Origin of the sequence: Robertkochia marina, from assembly GCF_004799345.1 — a bacterium.
Lineage (GTDB): Bacteria > Bacteroidota > Bacteroidia > Flavobacteriales > Flavobacteriaceae > Robertkochia > Robertkochia marina.
Genome location: NZ_SSMC01000002.1, coordinates 247094 through 273535 on the forward strand (window position 1 = coordinate 247094; position 26442 = coordinate 273535).

Below are 26442 nucleotides of genomic sequence, written 5' to 3' on the forward strand. Positions count from 1 at the left end.
AGAATGACCGCAAAAAGATTATGAGCAATAATAAATTTTTAAACGTTGACAGTTTGTCACTGCAGAATTTTGATGAGGATGCGGAACTGATCCCCCTGATGACGCCTGAGGATGAAGAGGAGATCAATAACGAAATACTGCCCGAATCGCTGCCTATCCTTCCGTTGAGAAATACAGTGTTATTTCCCGGAGTGGTTATACCCATTACAGCCGGAAGGGATAAGTCGATCAAGCTGATCAAAGACGCCAACAACGGAGCAAAGGTAATAGGGGTGGTATCGCAAAAGGATGAAAGCGTTGAAGATCCTGAGGTAAAAGACCTGAACAGGGTAGGAACTGTAGCCAGGATTCTGCGTGTGCTGAAAATGCCTGATGGGAATACAACGGTGATCATTCAGGGTAAAAAGCGATTCTCTATCAAGGAGGTCATCTCTGACGATCCTTATTTTACGGCAACTATTGAAGGTCTTCCTGAAGAAAAACCCAAAGATCAGACCGAGTTTGATACCATAATTGATTCGATAAAAGAATTGGCCCTTCAGATCATCAAGGAGAGTCCTAATATTCCAACGGAGGCCTCTTTTGCCATCAAGAATATTGAAAGTTCTTCTTTCCTGATCAACTTCATATCGTCAAATATGAACCTTGAGGTGAAGGAAAAACAAGCATTGCTGGAAAACAGTAATCTTCGTGAGCGCGCTCTGGATACCCTTAAATATATGAATGTAGAGTTTCAAAGGCTCGCCCTTAAGAACGACATTCAGAGTAAGGTAAGGTCTGATATGGATCAGCAGCAACGCGAGTATTTCCTGCACCAGCAAATGAAGACCATTCAGGAAGAACTGGGTGGAGTTTCCTCTGAGGCAGAGATCGAAGAAATGCGAAAGCTTTCCAAGGAAAAAAAATGGTCCGAAAAAGTAGGGGAGCACTTTGAAAAAGAATTGATGAAGCTGCAGCGTATGAATCCGCAGGTGGCCGAATATTCAATTCAAAGAAATTACCTGGAGTTGTTTTTGGAACTTCCATGGGAGGAATTTTCAAAAGACCGGTTTGACCTTAAGAGAGCTCAAACCATTCTCGACAGAGATCATTATGGTCTGGAAGATGTAAAGCGAAGAATTATAGAATACCTGGCTGTACTGAAACTGCGTAACGATATGAAGTCGCCCATTCTATGTCTTTATGGACCTCCCGGGGTAGGTAAGACCTCCCTGGGTAAATCGGTGGCAGAGGCGCTGGGCCGTGAATATGTGAGAATGTCGCTGGGAGGCCTGCGGGATGAAGCCGAGATACGAGGTCACCGTAAAACCTATATCGGGGCCATGCCCGGAAGAATTATTCAAAGTATTAAAAAGGCAGGAACCTCTAATCCGGTGTTCATACTTGATGAGATCGATAAGCTCTCGGTAAGCCATAGTGGTGACCCTTCTTCAGCCATGCTGGAGGTGCTTGACCCCGAACAGAACAGTGAATTTTATGATAATTTCCTGGAAATGGGGTACGACCTTTCTAAGGTCATGTTCATTGCAACGGCAAATAACCTGTCAACCATACAGCCCGCCTTGCGCGATCGAATGGAGATCATTAATGTAACAGGGTATACCATAGAAGAAAAGGTAGAGATCGCCAAACGCCATCTCCTGCCTAAACAATTAAAAGAGCATGGATTAACCAAAAATGATCTGAAGATCGGCAAACGAGAGCTCGAAAAGATCGTGGAAGGATATACCCGTGAGTCAGGGGTGAGAAGTCTTGAAAAGCAGATCGCAAAAATGGTGCGTTTTGCCGCCAAGTCGATCGCCATGGAAGAAGAATACAATGTAAAGGTCACGGCAGAAGACGTGGAAAAAGTATTGGGACCTGCCCGTCTGGAGCGTGATAAATATGAAAATAATGAGGTTGCCGGAGTGGTAACCGGACTGGCATGGACCAGCGTAGGGGGAGATATTCTATTTATAGAATCGATCCTTTCTAAAGGAAAAGGAAACCTGACCATTACCGGGAACCTGGGACAGGTGATGAAGGAGTCTGCGACCATTGCGATGGAGTATATCAAATCAAATGCTGATATTTGGAATATTGATCCGACGGTATTTGACAAATACAATGTTCATATTCACGTACCGGAAGGGGCTACCCCAAAAGACGGTCCCAGTGCAGGGATCACGATGCTGACCTCCCTGGTCTCTTTATTCACCCAGAAAAAAGTAAAGAAAAGCCTGGCCATGACAGGAGAGATCACTCTTCGTGGTAAGGTGCTGCCTGTAGGAGGGATCAAAGAGAAGATCCTGGCTGCGAAACGCGCCCGTATCAAGGAGATCATTCTTTGTGAAGATAACAGAAAGGATGTGGGGGAGATCAAGGAGGAGTACCTGAAAGGGTTGACCTTCCATTATGTGAAGGAGATGAGCGAGGTGATCGATATTGCCATTACAAATCAAAAAGTAAAGAACGCCAAAACATTATAATAGATGTCCAAGATCACCATAGCTATTGATGGCTATTCTTCTACGGGTAAAAGTACTGTGGCACGTCAATTGGCCAAAGCCCTTGATTATATCTATGTAGATTCCGGCGCTATGTATCGGGCCATAACCCTTTTTGCGCTTCAGAATGATCTTATAGGTAAGGAACAGGAGGGGGTAGACAAGGCGGGACTGATCAGTTTGCTTCCGGGAATTCGACTGGAGTTCAGAAAGAACCACGAAACAGGAAAGGCAGATATTTGGCTTAACGGTGAAAATGTTGAGCAGGACATTCGTAAAATGGAGGTGTCGTCTTTCGTGAGTATGGTGTCGGCCCTGCCCGAGGTTCGCAAAAAACTGGTAGAACAGCAGCGGCTTTTGGGCAAAGACAAAGGCGTGGTTATGGATGGTCGTGATATCGGTACCGTTGTGTTTCCTGATGCAGAATTAAAACTTTTTATGACGGCGAGCCCAAAGATCAGGGCCACGCGCCGGTACAAGGAATTGCTGGAAAAAGGTGAGACCATTACCTATGAAGAGGTGTTGCAGAATGTGGAGTCAAGAGACCTTGCCGATTCGACCCGTAAAGATTCTCCTCTGATAAAGGCAGATGATGCCGTAGAAATAGATAATAGTGATATGGGAGAAAAGGAACAGTTTGAGCGTATTTTGAATCACGCAAGGAATCTCATAAAGGGGGAGGCCTGATCCTTTTTAAAAATATAGAGCAGGAATGTTAAAGAGTGGAGCTGAATGCCTTCACTCTTTTTTTGTTATTGTTTTGTAAATCAAAACTTATAGTCGTATTTTTGCACTCCTTTTTAGCAGATGAAAGAGGTGAAAAAGGATTTTAACTATTTAAATATTAACTGCTTCTGTAGACCGGTTGCCCAACCTCTTCCCGGAACACAGAATACAAATTTAACTCAGCAAACATGGCTGAAACTAAAGAAAACCAAGGAGCTGAAGCTACAGCTCAGGATGTAAAAAAGGAAAAAGTATCTAAACAGGAATTCCTTGACAACTTTAACTGGCACAATTACGAAGAAGGAATTGATCCTGTTGAAGACGATAAATTAAAGGAGTTCGAAGCGCTTGTAGAAGAGAACTTCGTAGATACTGCAGATGAAGAAGTTGTAGAAGGAACTGTAGTTCACCTGACAGACAGAGAGGCGATCATTGATATCAATGCCAAGTCTGAAGGTGTTATTTCATTAAACGAGTTCCGTTACAACCCTGACCTTAAAGAAGGAGACAAGGTAGAAGTGCTTATCGACGTTAGAGAAGATAAGACCGGACAGCTTGTTCTTTCTCACAGAAAGGCCAGAACCATCAAAGCATGGGATCGTGTTAACGCTGCCTACGATAAGGGTGAGATCGTTAACGGTTACGTGAAGTGCAGAACTAAAGGAGGTATGATCGTTGACGTATTCGGAATCGAAGCCTTCCTTCCAGGTTCTCAGATCGACGTAAAACCGATTCGTGATTATGACGCTTATGTTGGAAAAACAATGGAATTCAAAGTGGTTAAGATCAACCACGAATTCAAAAACGTTGTTGTTTCTCACAAAGCTCTTATCGAAGCTGATATTGAAGAGCAGAAGAAAGAGATCATCGGACAACTTGAAAAAGGTCAGGTACTTGAAGGTACTGTTAAGAACATTACTTCTTACGGTGTATTCATTGACCTTGGAGGTGTTGACGGTCTTGTTCACATTACAGATCTATCATGGTCTCGTATTAACCACCCGAATGAAGTGGTTGAACTTGATCAGAAACTGAATGTGGTAATTCTTGACTTTGACGATAACAAATCAAGAATCCAGCTTGGACTTAAGCAACTTCAGAAGCACCCATGGGATGCTCTTGGAGAAGAAGTGAAGGTTGGTGATAAGGTGAAAGGTAAAGTAGTTGTGATCGCAGATTACGGTGCATTTATCGAAGTAGCTGAAGGAGTTGAAGGACTTATCCACGTTTCTGAAATGTCTTGGTCTACTCACCTGAGATCTGCACAGGATTTCGTGAAAGTAGGAGATGAGGTAGAAGCAGTGATCCTTACCCTTGACCGCGAAGAGCGCAAGATGTCTCTTGGTATCAAGCAACTTACTCCGGATCCATGGACCGATATCACCTCTAAGTATCCTGTAGGATCTAAGCACAAAGGTATCGTTCGTAACTTTACTAACTTCGGGGTATTCGTAGAGCTGGAAGAAGGTATTGACGGACTTATCTATATCTCAGACCTTTCTTGGACTAAGAAGATCAAGCACCCATCTGAGTTTGTAAACGTTGGTGATGAGCTTGAAGTAGAAGTTCTTGAGCTGGATGTTGACGGACGTAAACTGAGCCTTGGTCACAAGCAAACCCAGGAAAATCCATGGGATAAGTACCAGGAAGAGTTCGGTGAAGGTACTGTTCACAACGCAGAGATCGATGAGATCGTAGACAAAGGTGCTACCATCAAGTTTAACGATGATATCACTGCATTTGTTCCTTCTCGTCACCTTGAGAAAGAAGATGGTAAGAAACTTAAAAAAGGTGATGTAGCAGACTTCAAGATCATTGAGTTCAACAAAGAATTCAAGAAAGTTGTTGCTTCTCACACTGCTATCTTCAAAGAAGAGGAAGAGCGTAATGTAAAAGCTGCTGCTAAGCGTAGCAAGCAAACCGAGAAGAAAGCTACTCTTGGTGATGCTAACGAGCAACTGCAAGCATTGAAAGACAAAATGGAAGGAAAAGGAGAGTAATCTCTAACCTGAAATTTTAAAATAGAAAAAGCCTCCCGTAAGGGGGGCTTTTTTAGTTATGTGGGGTTATACAGTTATACGCGTTTTTGGAGATCAGTTGGCTTCGTGAGATCGCTACGGTTTGTTGTAAAGGGCTACCGCTGAAGGAATTGGATTCTTGACTAGGTTTAGGGAGATCGCCACAACCTGCTCTGCAGGTTTCGCGAAGACGACGAATTCATAATTCATAATTCATAATCCATCATCCATCATCAACCAAGCGCTTTCTTATAGGTAGCCAAACACCGTTCTCTGGCTTCTTTATGATCTACCATCGGCTCAGGGTACTTATCGGTATCTACTTCGGGAATCCAATTCTTGATATACTCCCGGTCTTTATCGAATTTCTTGATCTGGGTGGTGGGGTTAAAGATCCTGAAGTAAGGAGCTGCATCAACACCACTTCCGGCAACCCATTGCCAGTTACCTACATTGCTTGACATTTCGTAGTCCAGAAGTTTTTCTGCAAAATAGGCCTCACCCCATCGCCAGTCGATCAGGAGATGCTTGCAAAGAAAACTCCCTACCAACATCCGAACCCGGTTGTGCATATATCCGGTCTCGTTTAACTCACGCATCCCCGCATCGACCAGTGGATAGCCTGTTTTTCCTTCACACCATTTTTGAAACTCGTCTTCCTTGTTGCGCCATTCTATGCGATCGTATTTCTTTTTAAAACTTTCATCTCGCGTATGTGGGTAATGCCAGAGGATCTGCATGAAAAACTCTCTCCAGATAAGTTCATTTAAAAAGGTTTCATTTTTTTCTGCCAGGGCCTTTTGAAACACCCTTCTGATGCCAACGGTACCGAAACGTAGGTGAGGCCCTATTCGGGAGGTGCCATCTATCGCCGGAAAATTTCTGGTGTCTTCATAATTCTGAATGGTTTCAGGAGTAAGATCGTAATCAGGAACCTTGATCGGTGAGGGTTTAAATCCAATATCACTAAGATCAGTATTCGGAAGGGCGTCTGTTTTAAAGAAATTGTCGGCAAAGGGTGCTATTTCGAATGGTTCCAGGGTGTGGTCGGCAAACACCTGTTTCCACTTTTTCATATACGGGGTGTAGACTACATAAGGATCGCCATCATCTTTCACTACTTCACTTTTTTCGAAGATCACCTGATCTTTATAGGTGTTGAACTCTATGTATTCCCGTTCAAAAAGGTCGTACACCTGGTTGTCTCTTCGTTCAGCATAGGGTTCATAATCGTGATTGGTAAAGACCGATTCAATTTCAAAATCATCAAGCAGGGCCGAGAAAACTTCCACCGGAGTTCCCCGGTATATTCCTAATGAAGACGAATACTCTTTTTGAAGCGTTTGTCTCATTTTCTGTAATTGCTCATGTATGAACTGTACCCGTGCATCTACCCTGGGGAGTTTGTCAAGGATGTTCTTATCAAAAATAAATATGGGAAGTACCGGTAGATTGCCTTTTAAGGCCTTCTGTAATCCTTTATTATCGTCAAGTCTCAGGTCTCTTCTGAACCAGAAGACATTCACAGTTGGTTTCTGCAAGTGATTGCGTTTTGTTAGTTGATGTTTAAAGCTGAGATTCCACCGTCTACCTTCAACACCTGTCCGGTAATCCATTGAGAATCATCAGATAGGAGAAAGGTAGTTATTTTCGCCATATCTCCAGCTGTTCCCACTGACTTTAAGGGGTGTCTTTCGGCCATCTTCTCTTTTTTTGCGTTGTTATTCAATAATCGCTCGGCCAGGGGGGTGTCTGTAAGGGAGGGAGCAACGACATTTACTCTTAGTTTAGGGGCGTATTCTGCGGCAAGAGAGCGTGCAAATCCTTCAATAGCCCCCTTTGCTGCCGCTACACTGGTATGAAAAGGCATCCCGGTCTGGGTGGCTACTGTACTGAAAAAAACCAGGCTGCCCCCGGTATTCATTTTTGGCAATACCGATCGTAAGACCCGGACAAGTGCGAAAAAGTTAAGCTCCATGTCATCAGTGAAATCCTCTTCCTTGAGCATCTTAAAAGGCTTGAGGTTGATAGATCCCGGGCAAAAAACAAAACCGTCTAATCCATCAGGAATATCCAGCTTACCTGCATCGTCCTTCAGGACATCAAAGGTTGAGTGATGAAAATTGTTTGCCTGATGCTCTCCCGGGGTTCGCGAAGCAGTATATACTTCATGATCTTCCTGAAGGAGATGAACTATTTCTTTTCCTATTCCATGACTTCCGCCTATTACTAATATCTTTTTTTTCATGTATGATGGATTATGTTGCTTTCATTTCCAATACCCTGGTGTCAGAACCATAGGGGCCGAATAGCTGCACCAGCTTATCTTTTCGAAAGGCAAATATTTGTTGCAGTTGCTTTTTCACCACAAGAGCGTGCATGATCCTTCCCAGGATACCAAAAGGAAGTTTATAATCTACGATATCTTCCATTTCAACACCTCCTTCGACCTCCTTTATAAAATGTTTGTGATGCCATAGGGAATAAGGACCAAACCTTTGCTCGTCTACAAAATAAACCCCCTCCTCTACATGGGTGATCTCTGTTACCCATTTAACAGACATCCATGGAAAGGGCTTTACGATATATTGTATGATCTGCCCTGGGTACATTTTTCTGTCTGCCCCAGACAAGATCGTAAAACCCATATGCTCCGGGGTGATCTCTTTTAAATTGGAGGGGTCTGAAAGAAAATCCCACGCTTTTTCACGGGATATGGGAAGTTTTTGAAAAGTATGCAGACGGTATAATTTCATTGTAATTCTTTAGCCTTATAAAAGTACAAATATAAATGTTCAATAAATTTAAAAATAAGTTAAACAAAATAATTAAAAGGAGATTTCTTACGTAAAAATGGGGATGATATAATTGCGTATTTATACTTTTATTAACAAGTGTAATATGTCTTTATTGGTAAATTCGGACTATAATTATTAACTAAATCACCCGATAAAATGAAAAAAATATTGCTAGCCATCTGTTTCCTGGCTGCTTCTTATGTTTCTGAAGCACAGGTAACTACCCCGCAACCAAGTCCTTCGTCAACCATTACACAAACCGTAGGACTTACTGAGGTCAGTGTTACCTTTTCACGTCCGTCTATGAGGGGGCGATCTGTATTTGGAGACCTGGTTCCTTTTGATAAGGTATGGAGAACTGGAGCCAATGCGAATACCATTGTAAAATTTGAACACGATGTAAAGGTTGGTGGAAGTGAGGTTAAGGCAGGCGCTTATGCCCTTTTTACCAAGCCCGGTAAAGACAGCTGGGAGATCATCCTATACAATGATACCAGTAATTGGGGTGCTCCGCAGGAGTGGGATGAGAGTAAGGTTGTGGCTTCTGTAACTTCTGAGATCATGGAATTACCATTTGATGTGGAAACTTTTAGCATTGGTTTTGCAAACCTGACCAATAACGGAGCAGATCTGGGTATCTATTGGGAAAACACCTATGTGGCTATGCCGTTTGAAGTTCCAACCCAGGAGCTAGCCATGGCCAGTATCGAAAAGACACTTAACGGTCCCGGTTCCAGAGATTATTTCAGTGCTGCCGTTTACTACCTGGAAGAAGGACAGGACCTGGAAAAAGCTAAAATGTGGATGGATAAAGCGCTGGAAGGGCAGGAGGAGCCTGCTTACTGGATGCTTCGTCAAAAATCATTGATCCTAGCAGCAATGGGCGATAAGAAGGGTGCAATTGAAACGGCTAAACAATCATTGGCAGGAGCTGAAAAAGCCGGGAATGCTGATTATGTAGCCTTGAATAAGAAATCACTTGAAGAGTGGGGAGCTAATTAACAGGTCCTTATTACTGAATACTTAAAAGCACAGGTAACCCCTGTGCTTTTTTATTTGTATTCCTCCAATGTTTGATTTATTGAGGTAATGTGACCTGTGTTACAGACAAGGGTTTGCGGTAGCCCTTATTTTGTAGTGCATCTCAACTAAGATGAAACTTAAAGGGCATTCCTTTTTAAATTTTACCGCTACAAATGACGTTGGAGAAAATACTTCTGTTGATATGTGCTTTTACCGGACCGATGGTATTTGCACAGGAGCCTCATAACAGGGGAGAAGAGCATCGGGTAGAAAAGTTATCAGATCTGTTTACCCACGGAGAGATCGAAGGACATATTCGTAATTACTTTATGAACACCCGTAACCAGGGAGAACTCAAGGATTATTATACCAATGCGCTGGGCGGGGCCATAGCCTTTAAGACATTGCCCTATAAAGGCCTTGAAGCCGGGGTTAAAGGAATTTTTACCTATCGAACCTTTTCGGCCGATCTGAACGAACCTGATGAGATAACCGGCGGTGTTTCCAAATGGGAGCACGAGCTCTATGATGCCACCGATTTCGAAAATTTCAATGACCTTGATCGCCTTGAAGAACTCTATTTGAAATATAATTTTCGACAGGGTTATTTTACCTATGGAAAGATGGAAATAAGGGATACTCCCTTACTGAATGAAAGTGACGGAAGAATGAAGCCGTTTGCTTTTAAAGGAGTGTGGCTGCATCTTGAAAACCGGATTCACCGGTTTGAGGTCTCATGGATAGACAGGGTTTCTCCGAGAAGCACGGTAGAGTGGTATGATTTTAATGAAGCTCTCGGGCTTGCATTTAATGGCTATCAACCTAATGGTGTTCCGGCCCATTATTATGAAAAGACTGAAAGTAAGGGCATCGCACTTATGGAGTATTATTACAGGGCAAAAGGATGGCGATTGCGTTACAATCACTATTACCTGCACCGTATGTTCAATATCGGGATGGCAAATGTAGAGTACAACCTGCCCGGGTGGCGCTTCGGAGTGCAGTATGCCCTACAGGTTCCGGATGGCTTTCAGGAGGAGCTGCCTTATGAAGAGCGCTATATGCAGCCTGATGAAACAGGGCAGGTAATTTCCATTCTTTCAGAATTTCGAAGATCAGGATGGCTTTTTAATGCTGCCTACTCCAGGGCTTTTAGTACCGGGAGGTTTTTGTTTCCCAGAGAACTGGGGCGAGATCATTTTTATACCTCCGTACAGCGCTCAAGATTGGAAGGTTTTGGAAACAGTCATGTTTACACCCTGCAGGGAGGGTATAATTTTAATACCAGGGAATTATTTCTGCTGACCCAGTTTACCGGGGTTCACGGTCCGGAAGTGGGAGATCTTAGGTACAATAAGTACAATCTTGACTCCTATCACCTCTTAAATACCAAGCTCATCTGGAACCTCAGTGATTTTTTTGAAGGATTGCGCCTTGAACTCTTTTACGTTCGCAGGTGGAACATGCATAACGATGATCCTCAGGTAGTATTTAACCTGAGTAACTTCGATCAGTTCAACCTAATCATCAATTATTATTTTTGATTCATCAGGCGCTTACGTGAACGATTAATAGCTTCGAGGATCACAGCCAGAATAATTACCAAAGCACACCCTATAAAGTTCAGCCACAGGTAGCCCAATTTTTCTTCGCCTGCATCGTGAATATGTATGGCAAAATAATAGATGGCAATTACCGAGATCTGTGTAACAACACCGGCAATAAATACCGCATTCCTTTTTACGAAGTCAATGAAAAATGCGATAAGGAATATCCCTAATACATTTCCGTAAAAGATCGATCCGATGATATTGACAAGTTGTATCAGGTTATCGATCAGCGATGCAAAATTGGCAATGAGTATGGCAATAAGCCCCCAAAGAAGGGTAAACCATCTCGAAGCACGAAGGTAGTGCAATTGGTCTCTTTCTTTTGTCTGGTTACGCTTATAGATATCTATGGTAGTAATGGTGCCAAGGGCATTGAGCTCAGAAGCTGTTGATGACATGGCAGCAGAGAAAATTACTGCAAGCAACAGGCCAATAAGACCTGTGGGTAGGTTGTTTAGTATAAAATGAATAAATACATAGTCTTTATCATTGGTCTCAACAACAGGATCAGCTTTTGATATAAGGGCTTTAGCTTCTTCCCGGTTTGCCCGCTCAGCTTCGTTGATAGCCTGTATCCTGTTTTTGGCTGCTACGATCATTTCATAATCCTTAATGTCGAGCACGGCCGAATAATGTTCCTGGGCAATTTTCTTTTTACTTTCCAGTTCCAGGTGCTTTTCTTCCAGGTTCCTGTAGTCGTCTTTATACTCCGATTGTTCAATAGCGGCCACGGCTGCCGGGTTGAAATTCAGGGGACTGTGCTGGTATTGATAGAATACAAAAACCATGACGCCCACTAATAGGATAAAGAATTGCATGGGTACCTTGAGTAATCCGTTGAAGATTAGTCCCAGCTGACTTTCTCTGACCGATCGTCCTGAGAGGTAGCGTTGTACCTGCGATTGATCGGTGCCGAAATAAGCCAAAGCAAGGAAGAATCCACCGGTAATACCACTCCAAACGGTATATCGGCTTTTTGCGTCTACTGAAAAGTCGAGGATATTTAATTTATTATTGGCGCCGGCTATTTTCAGGGCTTTTGAGAAATTAAGGTCGTCAGGAAGGTAGCTCATTACCAGGAAAAAAGCGGTAAACATACCGACCATGATTACAAACATCTGTTGTTTTTGGGTGACACTAACCGCATTGGTTCCTCCCGAAACGGTATATATGATCACGGCAATACCGATAATGATGTTCAGGGTTTTAAGGTCCCATCCAAGCACAGCCGATAAAATAATGGCCGGTGCATAAATGGTAATACCGGCTCCCAGGCCGCGCTGTACCATAAATAGAAAAGCTGCCAGCGACCTGGTTTTCAGGTCGAACCTGTTTTCCAGAAATTCGTAGGCCGTGTAGACTTTTAGTTTGTGATAAATAGGAATAAAGACCAGGCAAATAAAGACCATTGCAAAAGGCTGCCCGAAATAAAACTGAACGAATCCCATCCCGTCGTGAAAGGCCTGACCGGGAGTGGAAAGGAAGGTGATGGCACTGGCCTGCGTGGCCATAACTGATAATCCAATGGTCCACCATTGTGCTTTTTTTCCTCCAAGGATATAGTCTTCTACGCTTTTACTGCCCTGGGTTTTCCAATAGCCATAGCCGACAATAAAGGCAAGCGTTCCTATCAGAACGATCCAGTCAATTAATTCCATACTAAATATTTGAGGTCATTATCAGGTAAAAAATGAGGATGTAAATAAGGTTGGCTATAAGAACCACTGTATATGATCGTTTCCACTGAAATTTGTCATGCATAGGTTAGCCTTTACTGTTCGTGTTATTGTTATCGGTCTTTCCCAAAGACAACATATTGGCAAAAAGCTTGTAGGCTCCGGGTACACCAGCAGGCAATTCCCTGAAAAAGCTCAACCCGGTATAGATATAGTATCCGGCGCCATAAGGGGCTACCAAAAGGCTGCCCAGGGCAGGTTCTTCACCGGGATCATTCATAGCCAGTACAGGGGTGAATTCTGAAGCCCATTGATCAGGAAAGTATAAACCCCGTTCCTGAACCCATCCCGAAAAATCGTTTTTCACGATCTTATTAGGGGTATTGAGTACCGGGTGAGTAGGGGCCATAAAGCGCACGGGAGAATTTTCATCGGTAACCCTTTTGCGGGAGAGATTTAACTCGTAAGGAGCTATTTTTGGTCCCCTGAAACCGCTTCTTCCTACCGTGTTGTATTGAATAATTAGGGTTCCTCCGTTCTTTACATAATCCAGTAAATATTGTTGTTTGGTGCGTAACTCGTTCTCAAGAACATTATAGGCTCTGATCCCTGTAACAATGGCGTCAAAGCTGTCAAGATTAGCAGGAGAGATATCGCTCGGGCTTATTGGAATAACCACATATCCAATTTCTTTGAGGCTTTCGGGTACTTCATCGCCTGCACCCATGATATAGCCAATATTCTCCCCGGCCTTCTCAATGTTGAGCCGAACCACCTTGGCCGACGACTTCATAAGGATACGTTGGCGGGGAATATGCTTATAATTAATATCAATGAGTTCACGGTCGTACGTTTTGCCGTTTAGTTCAATGATGGGCGAAAGGGCTCCGGTACTTTCTGATGAAGGTGGCATTACCTGGAAATAATAGGTTTTAGATTCCCCTTTATTCTTAATCGAAAAATCGATCTGTTCAGGACTGCTGGTCCAGCCCTCCGGCAGATCCAGTCTAAGGATTCCGGAAGTATTCTCTCTGTGAGCGGTGATACTCACAGGAATATGTTTGCCGCCTTCCTCATTAAAGATATATACTTTATTGGCCAGGCTACTGGTCACGGCCGGAAGTATTTCGAATGGTTCATACAATTCTCCCTTATCCGGTTCGGCGTGTTTGTACACTACGTTTTTCGTGGTGGTTACCCTGACCCCGTTGATATTTAATGCGATCTCTGCAGATGCTGCAGGGGGTGTTTCCGGCAACCCGATAAACTTACGGGGAGCGCTGTACATACCCAGAGTACTCTCTTTATTCAACCAGTAAGGTGTGCTTGGCGCAGCGTTTTCAGGGATTTCAAGTTGAAGTTCAAATTGCTCCTGTTCATTAGAAGGGATTGATTTTTTAAGTTCAAGTACAGCACCGGAAGGACTCAGCGTGATTTTTTCGATGATAATTTCTGCTGTAGACCGGTTGATGACTTGAAAATCAAGATCAATGGTTTCTCCCGGCACTCCGATCGGACTCCCGGTTATGACCTCAGCAAGGAATCCTGAACATCCTTCAATGAGGGCGGTGATCTGACGTGTTTTAAAATTACGCCAATACTCGTCCTCCAGGTTTTGGATCATTTTATAGGCTCGCAAAAGTTCAGGAAGGTGTACAGAAGGGTCCTGAAAATTAAAATCAGCCTCTACCTTGGTCAGGATATCACCTATCTCTTTACCTCCTTTAACACGTTTCCAGCTGGTATCAATACCGCTGAAAATATCGTTGTTCTGTGGTTTGTCACCTTTGAGAAATTCAAGGTATTCATTTCGGCTTCCTCTTGTGGTTAAACGCCCCCAGCCCTGGCTTAAATGCTGGCTGCTGGCTATAGAAGCCATTTCATTATTGCTCATCCCCTTTGAAGGGAAATATTTTCCAATATCAAAGTTAAGAAGGTTCTCTTTGTTGGCTTCAAGAAACTTTTCTTCACTTCCATAAAACCACCAGGAAGTGTTGAAAAATATGCGTTTAGGCTGCCATGTTGAAACTCTATTGAGTTGGTCCGAGAACATTTGCGAATCACCGGCCATATCAAATGCCTCTACGCTTAACATGGCCGAAGAAGTGTGGTGGCCATGAGTCGTTCCGGGAGTACGATGATCAAACCTGTTAATGATAACATCTGGTCTGAACCTTCTTATGGCCCATACCACATCAGAAAGAATACTGTCTTTATTCCATATCTCCAGGGTTTCTTTCGGATGTTTTGAATATCCGAAATCATTAGCCCGGGTAAAAAATTGCTCACCTCCATCGAGCCTTCTGGCAGCAAGAAGTTCCTGAGTTCTTAAAACCCCTAATGCTTCTCTTAGTTCGCTGCCAATAAGGTTTTGACCTCCATCTCCACGGGTGAGTGCCAAATAGGCCGTTCTTGCCTTTGTTTCATTGGCAAGATAAGAGATGAGACTGGAATTTTCATCGTCAGGGTGGGCAGCAATATAAAGTGCGGTACCTAAAAAGTTGAGTTTTTGAAGATCATCATATAGTTCGGAAGAGGTTTTGGGGATTGGTTGCTGTGCGTAAATAGTGAAAAATGTGAACCATCCCATCAGGATGGTTAAAAGGTAATTCTTCATAATGGTTGGTTTCAACTTTTCAATCAAATATATAAATTAAGAAAGGCCACGGCCTTGTTTTAGTTTTTATTTAACGCTAGAAAACCTACCGTGATCAGACCCCGGAATCGTCATCATCTAATTTTTGAACAAGCACAACCCCCTTTTGAAGAATCAGGTTGTTGGGGTAGGTCAGTAATTCATTGCTTTCGGTGCGTAATAGCAGGTGGAAGGCTCTGATGTCTTCAATGATAGCCTCCTCCGGAAAGTCCTTGTCCTGAATGCGAATTCTGTCGCCGATTTTATAGGGGAAAGAGAAGAATAATATAACTCCGGCGGTGATATTACTAATGATAGACCATTGGGCAAACAGCGCTACTCCTATAACAGCGAATACAGAAGACAACAGTAATCCGATGTCCTGAAGATTAATGCTCCAGATAAACCCATAAATACCCAATAGTAAGATCCAAAAGGCAGAATTGACATACTTAATGATCAACAGGGTTCTGCTGCTGTTCAATTCACCTGATTGTCCTACCCGTTTTACACCCTTGGTAACCAGGTAACGAATTAAGAGCAGACCCAATAAAATGATCACCGAAGAAATTAAGGAATCCCGGTATACTTCAAAGTACTCTTGTAACATAAAATTATAATCCTAAAGCGTGGTAAAGATAGGTATCATTTTTCTTATTCTTTTCCCAATAAGCCGTCTTGATCCGTTTAATTTTTGTGGCTGAACTTTCCAGCATCTCCGGTTTGGCACCTCCGCTTGGATAGGTCTCTTTCCAGGATTGGATCTCGTAGGGAAATTTTTCTGAAAATGTAATGGCAAGTTCTCTCTTTAAGGAAGGGTAAGAAAGCGTATAGGTATACGAACCGTTCTTTTTTCTCAAAACGCCCTGCCCCTGGTAGGCCATAGGTTCAATATGCATAAGCCGCATATACTCCAGGGAAGGGATTATCTGGAAACTGCCCTGAGGAAGTTTTAAAGGATCCAGCCTGATAATGCTCCAAAGCTCATTTTCAAGATGGGTGGGCTCTATTTCCAGGTATTGATCTGCTTCTCCCTCAAAATAGGAATGAGACAGCAATTCAAAAACCCCTCGATTATTTAATTGGCTGTAAACCTGTCCACACCATTCCTGAATCGAGGCACTGACCTTGACAGCATGTTTTTTCTTTTCCAAAGGGAAAAATGTGCTGCTCATGATAGAATAAGGATAAATGCCGGTAAGAAAGTTGCGGGTTTGGTTGAGTTTTAAAACCGGCAGGCTCCCGGTGGTTTTATTAGATTTTACCTGTTCAGAAGTGTTAAAAGGTTCTGTGACATAAATTAAAACCGCCTTTCCCTCCCTGATCTCACCATACCTGGCTTGCTTAAGCTGATAGGAAGTGATCTCAGCCTCTCCTGTTTGCCAATAATCCGAAAAATTAATCGCAAGGTTAAATGGAGTTTCTCTCGGTGCAAATACACCTTTATTAGACAACCACATGAAGCTGAACACAAAAACCAATAAAAAGACGAAAGCTAATAGTAGTAGCCTGGCAGATTTCATGCAGATTTAAGGTTTATAATTCACTAAATGTACGAAATATTATCTAACTGCGAACATTTTGAGATTTTTGTACAGCTTATCTACCGGCAAGCCTACTACGTTAAAATAAGAGCCTTCAATACGTTCTATGCCTATTTGCCCGATCCATTCCTGAATACCATAGCCCCCGGCCTTATCGTAGGGTTTGTAGGTGTTTACATAGTACTCAATTTCCGATTCCTCGAGATCTCTGAAGTATACCTTTGTGCTGCTGTTATCTGTTTTTTGAAGGGATTGGGTGGTAAAACATATGGAAGTAATGACTTCATGCGATTTGCCTGAAAGCGAACGCAGCATGGCCATAGCTTCTTCTTTGCCACCGGGTTTCCCAAGGGCTTTTTCTTCGTGCCATACGATGGTATCTGAGGTGATCAGGATATCCTTCTCTTTTAACTCATCTTTGAAAGGAAGTGACTTGAGTTGCGCCAGGTAGTCTGAGATCTCATATTTGTACAAACGCTCCGGGTAAATTTCTTCTACCGGTTTAAGTCTGATCTCAAAATCCAGGCGTAGATCCTTGAAAAACTGTTGTCTTCGCGGAGATCCTGAAGCAAGGATAATATGATGGTCTTTGAGTATTTCCTTAAGCATATAACGGTATTATTTCTTAGCGAAAATACGAATACAGAATGAATCGTAACGTTCGTAGAATAATAGAGCAGTTGGATGTGTAATTATCTAATTTAGAGGAATATATAATTCTTGATGAAAAAATCCCTCACCCTCGTCTTTCTTCTTTTTTTAACTATTTGCAGCGCACAAAAGGAGTTGCTTTACATTTCGACGGTCTCAGGTAATTTTGACATATTTAAACTGGATCTTCAAACGGGAGCTTCAGAACAACTTACTGATAATGCCGGTTGGGATTGGGCTCCGAAATACATACCAAAAAACGGGGAGATACTTTACTACAGTACCGATACAACCGATACATTCAGTTACAGGCTGATGGACCCGGATGGATGTGGTGTGGCCCTTGAAGCTATTGAGGGCGAGAATCTTACTCCATCTCCTGATGGGAAGAATTTCACCTATACTTCAAAGACTGGAGACCACCAATATATTTTTTTATATGATCGCTGCACTTTGGAGCGAAAGAAAGTTGTTGGCAGTAAATCATATAACGGAAGGGTGTGTTGGAAGCGCGATGGATCGGGATTTGCATTTATTTCTGATCGTGACGGAAATAATGAGATCTACTATTTTGAATTGAAGGGAAAGCGTATGCTGCGACTGACCAATGATGAGAAACGACAAAAATACATGGCATGGTCACCTGACGGGAAACATCTCGTATTTTCTGAAGAATTAAGTGATACCGCCAACCAATTGAAAATACTTGAGCTGGCTACCGGAAAGATCACTGAGCTTACCGGGACGGAATATATTGAAAGTGAACTTTCATGGTCTCCTGATGGACAACATATAGCTTTTCACTCTAAAAGAGATCAGGGAGATCAGCTTTACATGATTCATGTTGAAACAAAAAAAGTAAGGCAATTAACCTTTGCAAGAGCCTACCACGGAGAACCGGAGTGGATCAATGATTAGTCATACCTGGCATCCTGTGCCTTAAGCCATTTTCCCTGTACTCTCATAACCTGCTCTATGATATCACGTACGCAGCCTTCACCCCCTTTTTTATGAGAAACATAAAGAGACATTTCTTTAATATCGGCAACCGCATCATTCGGACAACAAGGTAGACCTACCATTTTCATGACATGAATATCGGGAATATCATCACCCATGTAAATGGTATTTTCAGGCTTGATATTATAGATGTCAAAATATTCATCCAGTTGCTCCACCTTATCAGAGACTCCCAGGTAAACATCGGTAACTCCTAAAGCATTTAACCGCTGTTTCACACCCTGATTGCTGCCCCCTGAAATAATGCAGATATTATATCCCTGTTGTATGGCGGCTTTCATAGCATATCCATCTTTGGTATGCATGGTTCTGAGCATTTGGCCGTCAGAGGTAATTTGAATGGTACCGTCGGTTAACACTCCGTCTACATCAAAAACGAAGGTGGTAATGTGTTCCAGGTACTCTTTATAACTTTTCTCGCTCATAAGTTGAAGCAATTGAAGCGGTTAGTAGCTTGTAAATTTTATCCAGTGCAGTGCCTTCCACTTGCTGAAGCTGCGAATTTAGGGTTTTTTGGTCATTTCTCCTTGCAGGACCGGTCTGGGCTTCATAGGGAGTCATACTTTGTATCTTGGTTGCAGTTTCCAGGATCAACGGGTGCAGTACCTCGAAAGGTATGTTGTGGTCTTTGCAAATTGACTCTGCCAGAAAATACAGGTGATTCGTGAAATTATTGGCTACCACAGCAGCCAGGTGCAGCTTTTTGCGTTGCTCAGAATTAATGGCGTATACCTTGTCAGAAAGAGCCCTGCCAAGCTTTTTTAAAAACGTAAGGTCGCTCTCCAGGGTGGTTTCAAGGCATAAGGGAACTTCTTTCCAGTTGACCTCTTTAGACCTTGAAAATGACTGTAAGGGGTAAAACACTCCGGCTCTTGTTTGATCTTTAAGGCTTGAAACAGCAGAAGACCCGGAGGTATGAACCACCAGTCTGTCATTGAAAGGAAGGTTTTTACTGATCTCTTCAATGGCATCATCTGTAACGCAGACTATGTACAGGTCTGCACTTTCAAGGGCCTGGAGGTTATCTGTAACCCGTACTGATGTTGGAAGGTCAGCATGGTCTTTGTTCCTGACAAAGATCTGCCGAACCCTGAATTCATGGGTCTCCTGAATTCCCTTAAAAAGACTTTGGCCTACATTTCCGAATCCGATAAGAATAATATCATGCATAGTACGAAAATACCATATTATCGCGGGGTGCACAATTCTTTAAAAGCTTCCCGAATTTCCCTGAAGCATTACATGATAAGAGACTGAGCCTGATCAGTAATCACTCCAAAAAGAGACCATCGTACCCTGATAAATGTCTGCTATTGCAGATTTATTTAATAGATGTTAATTAGTGGGTTAATCGCACTAAATACGCTATTTTTGCACACTGAAAATTCAATTTCTTACCTGTAATGATAGATTCTGTAAAGAAGATACTTTTCTCTACCCGGTTAATGGCTGTTCTTTTTGTTGTTTTTGCTGTTGCTATGGCATTCGGAACGTTTATTGAAAGTTGGTATAGTACTGAAACCTCCAAAATATGGATTTATAACAGTTGGTGGTTTGAGGTGATCATGGTGTTCTTTTTGATCAACTTTATTGGAAACATTAAAAGATACCGGTTATGGAGAAAGGATCAATGGCCTGTATTATTACTTCACCTTTCGTTTATCTTGATCCTCACAGGTGCTTTTGTTACCCGATATATAGGTTATGAAGGGGTTATGCCTATTCGTGAGGGCGAGAGCACCGACTTTATGCTAACCGAGAAAAAGTATATCACTGCTTTTATTGATGGAGAGATCGATGGGCAGCCCAGAAGGAGGGCATTTCAGGATGAGATCATGATCACTCCGGAAGCCATGAGTTCTTCTTTGCCATGGCGATCAGATTTCAATGGTCAGCCATTTGAGATCGCTTATGCCGGGTTTATCAAAGGTGCAGAAGAAGGATTGATTCCGACCGAAGACGGGGACCTTTATTTGAAGATCGTAGAGGCGGGTGGAGGTAACCGACACGATCATTACCTGAAAAGTGGAGAGGTTGCCAGTATACATAACGTTTTGTTTGCCCTTAACACCTACACAGAAGGGGCTATTAATATTACGCTGAATGATTCGGTAAGTACCCTGCAATCGCCCTTTGCAGGTGATTTCATGAGGATGGCAGATCAGTTGAAGGGACAGGTGGTAGCAGACAGTGTTCAACCCTTAATGATGAGATCGCTCTACAATACTGCCGGAATGCAGTTCGTATTTCCTGAGCCCATGATCAGGGGTGAATACGGGATCGTAGAAGCAGAAGAGAAAACAGAGAACCAGCAGGATGCCCTGATTCTTAATATTTCAACCGAAGGTGAAACCCAGCAGGTTAAATTATTAGGTGGTAAAGGCTTTATTAATGATCCCGTTACCGTAACCCTTGGCGGACTGGATTTCAACCTCTCCTATGGTTCAATCCGGCATCAGTTACCTTTTGCTGTACAGTTGAATGACTTTATTGCAGAGAAGTATCCTGGTACCGAAAGAGGGTATTCGTCTTTTATGAGCAAGGTTACGGTGAATGACGAACGGAGTTTTGACTATGATATTTATATGAATCACGTGTTAGATCATAAAGGCTACCGATTCTTTCAATCCAGTTTTGATCCCGATGAAAAGGGTACCATTCTTTCGGTGAATCATGATTTTTGGGGAACCTGGATCACCTACATCGGCTACTTTCTTTTATATGTAGGTTTAATGGCTATTATGTTCTTCGGTAAGACCCGTTTTAAGAACCTTGGAGAGATGTTGGAAAAAGTAAAGGCAAAGAAGCAGGCGATCGCCGTTGTGGCATTCTTATTTAGCTTTAGCATGAGTATGGCACAGTCTCAGACTGAACAAGACCATGATCACACAGGTCATGACCATACCCATGACGAGGCCAGTATTGTTATGCCTACCGCTTCACAAATAGACTCGGTATTAAAAGCTACGGTGGTTAATAAGGAACATGCTGCCCGTTTTGGAGAGCTCATTATCCAGGATGAGAAGGGGAGGATGAAACCTGTTAATACCTTTGCTTCCGAGCTTTTGAGAAAATTAAGCAAAAGTGATGAGTTTCAGGGCATGGATCCCAACCAGGTTCTTTTATCCATGCTGCAAAATCCCGGGCTTTGGTATAATGTAGACTTTGTATATATCACCAAAAAGAATGACAGCATCCGGGAGATCATCCAGGTGCCGGACGATCAGAAATTGGTGAAAGCCGTCGACTTTTTTGATGGCACCAACTACAGGCTTTCTTCCTACCTTCAGGAGGCCTATGCCACCAATACCCCTAACCAGTTTCAGAAGGGATTCAGAGAATTTGACCTGAAACTTGGACTCTTAAACCAGGCGCTTGGAGGCGATATTCTACGTATATATCCGCTGCCGGGAGATGAGAATAATAAATGGGTTTCGGCTCCTGAGTATGCAAAAGGAGATTTTGCAGTGAAGGATTCTCTGTACGCCAATTTCATAAAAAATTCACTTCCGTTCTATGTGATGAGCCTGAGAGAGGCAAAGGCATCGGGAGATTATTCCCAGGCAAACAGCATTCTGGAGGCCTTGCATAAGAATCAGCGAAACTATGGGGCAGAGGTGATGCCCAGCGAGCAGAAGATCAAGGCAGAAATGCTCTATAACGAGGTGAATATTTTTGAGAAACTCCTGGTGTATTATATGCTGTTTGGAGTGATCATGTTCGCGTTCATCATCTTTCAGATCTTTAAAGATATTAAATGGGTACGATGGGGTATTACCGGGATGAAGGTTGGTATCATAGCACTGTTTTTATTACAAACCATCGGACTTGGAATACGTTGGTATATTAGTGGTCACGCTCCCTGGAGTGATGCTTACGAGAGTGTGTTATACGTGGCCTGGAGTACTATGGCATTAGGTCTTGCTTTTGGAAGAAAAAGTGACCTGACCATCGCCTCTACAGCATTTGTAACGGCTATTATTCTGTTCGGAGCACATATGAACTGGCTTGATCCGGCTATTGCGAACCTTCAACCCGTACTTGACAGTTACTGGTTAATGATTCATGTGGCGGTGATCGTAGGTAGTTACGGGCCGTTTACCCTGGGTATGATACTGGGGGTGGTTTCCTTATTCCTGATGATTTTCACCACTCCTTCCAATAAAAAGAAAATGGAACTCAATATTCAAGAACTTACTCTTATCACTGAATTAGCTCTTACCGTTGGATTGATCATGCTGACCATCGGAAATTTCCTTGGCGGTCAGTGGGCCAACGAGAGTTGGGGACGTTATTGGGGTTGGGATCCTAAAGAAACCTGGGCATTGATAAGCATTATGGTATATGCCTTTGTATTGCATATGAGGCTGGTTCCCGGGCTCAGAGGTCGCTGGGCCTTTAACTTTGCAAGTATTGTAGCCTTTGGCAGTATTATGATGACCTACTTCGGAGTGAATTTTTACCTAACCGGTCTGCACTCTTACGCCAGTGGTGATAAGGTGATTACCCCAACCTTTGTTTGGTATTCTGTGGTATTCGTTATTATACTCGGTGCAGTAAGCTACTGGTCGTGGCAACGTAATTATAAGAAAGCCTGATCATATCAGGAATGTATTGAATAAAAAAGGACCTCGTTAGAGGTCCTTTTTTTATGATCAAACGGCGATGAATCCGCACTAAATATTATATCAGGGTCATACTGAAAACCAATGTTGAACAAGGTTTTTTTCTTCCCTTGAGTCGGCCTTATGACGGTACTCGTTTTCCGATGCTTCGTATATATAATCCTTGCCCCATTCCTTATAATTGGAAGCTACTGCTTCTATCGCATCACAGATCAGGTCTGCTTCAGCGTTGGTCATGGTAGGGTGTATTGACATTCTCACCCATCCCGGTCTGTCTATCAGGCAGCCATCCAGGATCTTTTGCTCGATGGCTTTTGAGGTGGGTTGGTCAACATTCAGAAGAAAATGGCCGTAAGTTCCTGCGCAGGAGCAACCTCCCCGGGTTTGTACTCCAAACCTGTCGTTCAGTAGTTTAACTACCAGGTTGTAATGCACATTTTCAATATAGAATGAAAAGATGCCAAGCCTGTGGGTATGCTGCCCCGCCAGAATGTGTAGATTCTTAATCTTTTTCAATCTTGAAAATATGCGGTCGTTGAGTTGATGCTCTCTTTCAAGGATGTTGTGAACCCCCATTTTTTCTTTGAGTTGAATACTCAAGGCAATCTTGATGGCCTGGAGAAATCCTGGTGTTCCGCCATCTTCTCGTGATTCAATGTCATCAACATAATCATGATCTCCCCATGGATTGGTGTAGGATACGGTTCCACCACCGGGATTATCGGGAATCATGTTCTTGTATAGTTTTTTATTAAATATCAGGACTCCGGAAGTTCCGGGGCCTCCCAGAAACTTGTGGGGAGAAAAGAAAATAGCATCCAGGTATTCATCTTCCGCTTCAGGATGCATGTCAATGGCTACATAAGGTGCAGAACATGCAAAGTCAACAAAGCAAAGTCCGTTATACTTATGGGTGAGTGCAGCGATCTCATGATAATTGGTGGTTATCCCGGTAACATTAGAGGCGGCGGTAATCGACGTGATCTTAATAGGGTGCTCCTGATGTTCTTTTAAGAGCTTTTCAAAACTCTCAAGACAGATTAGCCCTTCCTCATTACAAGGAATTACAACGACCTTGGCAATAGTTTCAAGCCAGGAGGTCTGGTTGGAGTGGTGTTCCATATGAGAAACGAACACTAAAGGGCGTTTCTCGTCAGGGATCTTCGTATGGTCCTTGAGGTTCTCAGATACTTTCAGGCCAAGAATACGCTGAAACTTATTGACTGCCCCGGTCATTCCTGTTCCGGTGGTGATCAATACGTCATCGCTGTTCGCATTAACATGACGTTTTATAATGTTTCTCGCCTCGTGATAGGCCAGCGTCATGGAAGAGCCCGTAAATGTAGTCTCTGTGTGCGTATTAGCCACATAGGGGGCAATATCCTCCAGTAATTTCTCTTCTATATCGCGGTACATCCTTCCGCTGGCAGTCCAGTCAGCATAGATGAGTTTCTTTTCACCGTAGGGAGTATGGATCGTATGATCGTTTCCAAGGATCTTTGAGCGGAATGGGGTAAAATAAGCTTCAAGGTCTTTATTGCTGTTCTTAGGTTTTACCTGAACCGCAGACTCACCTCCTTTAAAATTTGCTAATACCTTCCTGTAACCAGTTGTAATATTCTTCAACATTTGGATTATAAGCTGAGGGTTCTACTAATGTCTTTTCATTATGATCTATGATCACATAATAGGGTTGTGCATTGGCTTTGTAACGCAATTGCTGGAATTCACTCCACTTCTGCCCAATATTCCTGAACTTTTCACCACTGAGGGCTGAAATGTTTTCAGGTAAATCCGGAAGCTCCCTTTTGTCATCAACGTACAAAGATATTAATACCAATTCATTTTTTAGAAGGCCTGATACTTTTGGGTCAGACCAAACATTGTCTTCCATTTTTCGGCAATTCACACAGGCGTGTCCTGTAAAGTCGATTAATATGGGTTTATTAACCTTTTTGGCATAAGATAAGCCCGTTTCGTAATCGTGAAAACTTATAATGTCATGAGGGCCGAGGTGGGCTCCTTCAGGAAGTTGCTCTGCTCCTGAATTTCCGGTGCTGCCCGACGTATTACCCACTCCATAGGGTGATTCTGAATAATGGATCGGAGGGGGGAAGCCGCTGATGAGTTTTAAAGGTGCTCCCCAAAGTCCGGGGATCAGGTAGATAACAAATGAAAGCACCAGTAAGCCCAAGCCTAACCTGCCCACCGATATATGATCCTGTGGAGAATCATGAGGTAATCTGATCTTTCCGAAAAGATAAAGTGCCAGGGCGCCAAAAACAGCGATCCAAATAGCGAGAAAAACTTCTCTTTCCAGCCAGTGAAGCTGTAAAACGAGATCGGCATTGGATAAAAACTTAAAGGCGAGTGCCAGTTCCAGGAATCCCAATACCACCTTGACTGTATTGAGCCATCCGCCCGATTTAGGAAGCGAATTCAACCATCCGGGAAAGGCCGCGAAAAGGGCAAAGGGGAGGGCCAATGCCAGGGAGAATCCCAGCATACCGATAATAGGGGCAATACCTCCTTTGCTGGCTGCTTCAACCAGGAGGGTACCAACAATAGGGCCGGTACATGAGAAAGACACAATGGCCAGGGCAAGCGCCATAAACAAAATACCGATAACACCCCCACGGTTGGAATGAGAATCAACCTTGCTGGCCCAGGAATTGGGCAGGGTGATCTCAAAAGCTCCCAGGAATGAAATGGCGAAAATTACCAATAAAAGGAAAAAGATGATATTGAAGGTTACATTGGTTGATAAACGGTTTAAGGCATCAGCCCCGAATATCGCGGTGACCAATGACCCCAATAAGACATAGATGGCAATGATGGAGATGCCGTAAATAATGGCATTTTTTATTCCCGCTGCCTTACTTTTACTTTGCTTTGTGAAGAAGCTCACCGTAAGCGGGATCATAGGAAATACACAAGGGGTCAATAAGGCTGCGAACCCGGAAAGGAAGGCAATGATAAATATACTTAACAGTCCTCTTTGGTTGTCTTGTTTACCTATGGTTTGGTTGGCAGCTTCCAGGTCGGTCCCCGGGGCCTGTGTAATATCGGTAACCACCGGTTCTATAACAGGTGAGGTTGTTTCTTTACTCTCTTCTTCTTGTCTCTCTTCTGCAGCAAGTTGCGGGTCTACAATGAATTCAAGTGACACATAATTTGGGGGTAAACACCTTTCATCATCACACACCTGGTATTCTACTTCCCCTTTGATCACGCCTACAGCTTCGGTTATCTTAATTCGCTGCCTGAAGATGGCTTCATCTGAAAAATATTTGATGTCAGTCCCCCAGGTCTTATCAAAATCCGTATGTCCTTCCGGTTCTATGGTGTTGCCTTCCAATGCAACCCCTTCCTGAGTCTCATAGGTAAAAACCGTTGGTAAAGGGCCTTCCTCCGGCACCTCTTGAGAATATAAATGCCACCCAAAATCAATAGTGGCTGTCGAGATAAGTTCAAACTCGTTGTCTGAGATCTTTTTAACCTCGGTATCCCAACTTACGGGATCAAGAATTTGGCCGTGTATGAAAGCAGTGGTTAAGAAAAAGAATCCTAAAAGAAAATTCCTCATAGTATGTAGTTAGTAAGTATTTGCAAATCTAAACGGCTTAAGGT

The 26442-nt window shown here is 43.0% G+C and carries 19 protein-coding genes; 7 read left to right on the forward strand and 12 right to left on the reverse strand.

Annotated elements, in window-relative coordinates:
• The first annotated feature begins 20 nt into the window (after positions 1 to 20).
• The 3 genes from lon (at position 21) to rpsA (ending at position 5212) form a co-directional block, all read left to right on the forward strand.
• On the forward strand, positions 21 to 2468 hold the full coding sequence (gene lon / locus E7Z59_RS07590) for an endopeptidase La (RefSeq protein ID WP_136335721.1): 2448 nt from the start codon (positions 21 to 23) through the stop codon (positions 2466 to 2468).
• Between the two features lie 3 nt (positions 2469 to 2471).
• Positions 2472 to 3173 (forward strand): (d)CMP kinase, encoded by a 702-nt coding sequence (gene cmk / locus E7Z59_RS07595; protein ID WP_136335722.1) that lies wholly within the window; start codon positions 2472 to 2474, stop codon positions 3171 to 3173.
• Between the two features lie 227 nt (positions 3174 to 3400).
• A complete protein-coding gene (rpsA, locus tag E7Z59_RS07600; RefSeq protein ID WP_136335723.1) occupies positions 3401 to 5212 on the forward strand; it encodes a 30S ribosomal protein S1 in 1812 nt (603 codons plus the stop codon).
• Positions 5213 to 5463: 251 nt separating this feature from the next.
• Here rpsA and E7Z59_RS07605 read toward each other — a convergent pair whose 3' ends face one another.
• The 3 genes from E7Z59_RS07605 to E7Z59_RS07615 are packed head-to-tail and all read right to left on the reverse strand — an operon-like array spanning position 5464 to position 7986.
• Positions 5464 to 6771, reverse strand: coding sequence for a cryptochrome/photolyase family protein (locus E7Z59_RS07605; RefSeq protein ID WP_242015640.1), 1308 nt, complete (start codon positions 6769 to 6771; stop codon positions 5464 to 5466).
• A 14-nt stretch (positions 6772 to 6785) separates the two neighbouring features.
• Positions 6786 to 7478 carry an SDR family NAD(P)-dependent oxidoreductase gene (locus E7Z59_RS07610; protein WP_136335725.1) on the reverse strand — a complete coding sequence of 231 codons (693 nt, stop codon included), beginning with the start codon at positions 7476 to 7478 and terminating at the stop codon, positions 6786 to 6788.
• 10 nt (positions 7479 to 7488) lie between these two features.
• Positions 7489 to 7986: an SRPBCC family protein gene (locus tag E7Z59_RS07615; protein WP_136335726.1), complete on the reverse strand. Its 498-nt coding sequence runs from the start codon at positions 7984 to 7986 to the stop codon at positions 7489 to 7491.
• Between the two features lie 198 nt (positions 7987 to 8184).
• On the opposite strand from E7Z59_RS07615, the gene E7Z59_RS07620 reads away from it, so the two are divergent.
• Positions 8185 to 9030, forward strand: coding sequence for a DUF2911 domain-containing protein (locus E7Z59_RS07620; RefSeq protein WP_136335727.1), 846 nt, complete (start codon positions 8185 to 8187; stop codon positions 9028 to 9030).
• A gap of 194 nt (positions 9031 to 9224) precedes the next feature.
• Entirely contained in the window at positions 9225 to 10595 is a 1371-nt protein-coding gene (locus E7Z59_RS07625; RefSeq protein ID WP_136335728.1) for a hypothetical protein, read from the forward strand.
• On the opposite strand, the gene E7Z59_RS07630 is transcribed toward E7Z59_RS07625, so the two are convergent.
• The 5 genes from E7Z59_RS07630 to E7Z59_RS07650 all read right to left on the reverse strand — a co-directional run bounded on the left by E7Z59_RS07630 (position 10586) and on the right by E7Z59_RS07650 (position 17125).
• Positions 10586 to 12319 carry a sodium:solute symporter gene (locus E7Z59_RS07630; protein WP_136335729.1) on the reverse strand — a complete coding sequence of 578 codons (1734 nt, stop codon included), beginning with the start codon at positions 12317 to 12319 and terminating at the stop codon, positions 10586 to 10588. The two genes, E7Z59_RS07625 and E7Z59_RS07630, sit on opposite strands and share 10 nt — an antisense overlap.
• A 106-nt stretch (positions 12320 to 12425) precedes the next feature.
• A complete protein-coding gene (locus tag E7Z59_RS07635; protein WP_136335730.1) occupies positions 12426 to 14954 on the reverse strand; it encodes a PIG-L family deacetylase in 2529 nt (842 codons plus the stop codon).
• A gap of 94 nt (positions 14955 to 15048) precedes the next feature.
• Complete coding sequence (locus tag E7Z59_RS07640; protein WP_136335731.1) at positions 15049 to 15582, reverse strand: mechanosensitive ion channel domain-containing protein; 534 nt, start codon at positions 15580 to 15582, stop codon at positions 15049 to 15051.
• Positions 15583 to 15586: 4 nt separating this feature from the next.
• A complete protein-coding gene (locus tag E7Z59_RS07645; RefSeq protein WP_136335732.1) occupies positions 15587 to 16495 on the reverse strand; it encodes a septum formation inhibitor Maf in 909 nt (302 codons plus the stop codon).
• A 39-nt stretch (positions 16496 to 16534) separates the two neighbouring features.
• Complete coding sequence (locus E7Z59_RS07650) at positions 16535 to 17125, reverse strand: Maf family nucleotide pyrophosphatase (protein WP_136335733.1); 591 nt, start codon at positions 17123 to 17125, stop codon at positions 16535 to 16537.
• A 114-nt stretch (positions 17126 to 17239) separates the two neighbouring features.
• Between E7Z59_RS07650 and E7Z59_RS07655 the strand changes: the two genes are divergently transcribed.
• Positions 17240 to 18085 (forward strand): TolB family protein, encoded by an 846-nt coding sequence (locus tag E7Z59_RS07655; RefSeq protein ID WP_136335734.1) that lies wholly within the window; start codon positions 17240 to 17242, stop codon positions 18083 to 18085.
• Here the strand turns inward: E7Z59_RS07655 and E7Z59_RS07660 are convergent.
• A complete protein-coding gene (locus E7Z59_RS07660) occupies positions 18082 to 18612 on the reverse strand; it encodes a KdsC family phosphatase (protein ID WP_136335735.1) in 531 nt (176 codons plus the stop codon). The genes E7Z59_RS07655 and E7Z59_RS07660 overlap by 4 nt on opposite strands.
• Positions 18593 to 19357 carry a Rossmann-like and DUF2520 domain-containing protein gene (locus tag E7Z59_RS07665; RefSeq protein WP_136335736.1) on the reverse strand — a complete coding sequence of 255 codons (765 nt, stop codon included), beginning with the start codon at positions 19355 to 19357 and terminating at the stop codon, positions 18593 to 18595. The genes E7Z59_RS07660 and E7Z59_RS07665 overlap by 20 nt, the downstream gene beginning before the upstream one ends.
• Positions 19358 to 19590: 233 nt before the next feature.
• Between E7Z59_RS07665 and ccsA the strand changes: the two genes are divergently transcribed.
• Entirely contained in the window at positions 19591 to 22785 is a 3195-nt protein-coding gene (gene ccsA, locus E7Z59_RS07670; protein ID WP_136335737.1) for a cytochrome c biogenesis protein CcsA, read from the forward strand.
• 96 nt (positions 22786 to 22881) lie between these two features.
• On the opposite strand, the gene E7Z59_RS07675 is transcribed toward ccsA, so the two are convergent.
• Both E7Z59_RS07675 and E7Z59_RS07680 read right to left on the reverse strand, forming a co-directional pair.
• Positions 22882 to 24441: an aminotransferase class V-fold PLP-dependent enzyme gene (locus E7Z59_RS07675; protein WP_136335738.1), complete on the reverse strand. Its 1560-nt coding sequence runs from the start codon at positions 24439 to 24441 to the stop codon at positions 22882 to 22884.
• Positions 24392 to 26398 carry a protein-disulfide reductase DsbD family protein gene (locus E7Z59_RS07680; RefSeq protein ID WP_136335739.1) on the reverse strand — a complete coding sequence of 669 codons (2007 nt, stop codon included), beginning with the start codon at positions 26396 to 26398 and terminating at the stop codon, positions 24392 to 24394. The genes E7Z59_RS07675 and E7Z59_RS07680 overlap by 50 nt, the downstream gene beginning before the upstream one ends.
• Positions 26399 to 26442: the final 44 nt, after the last annotated feature.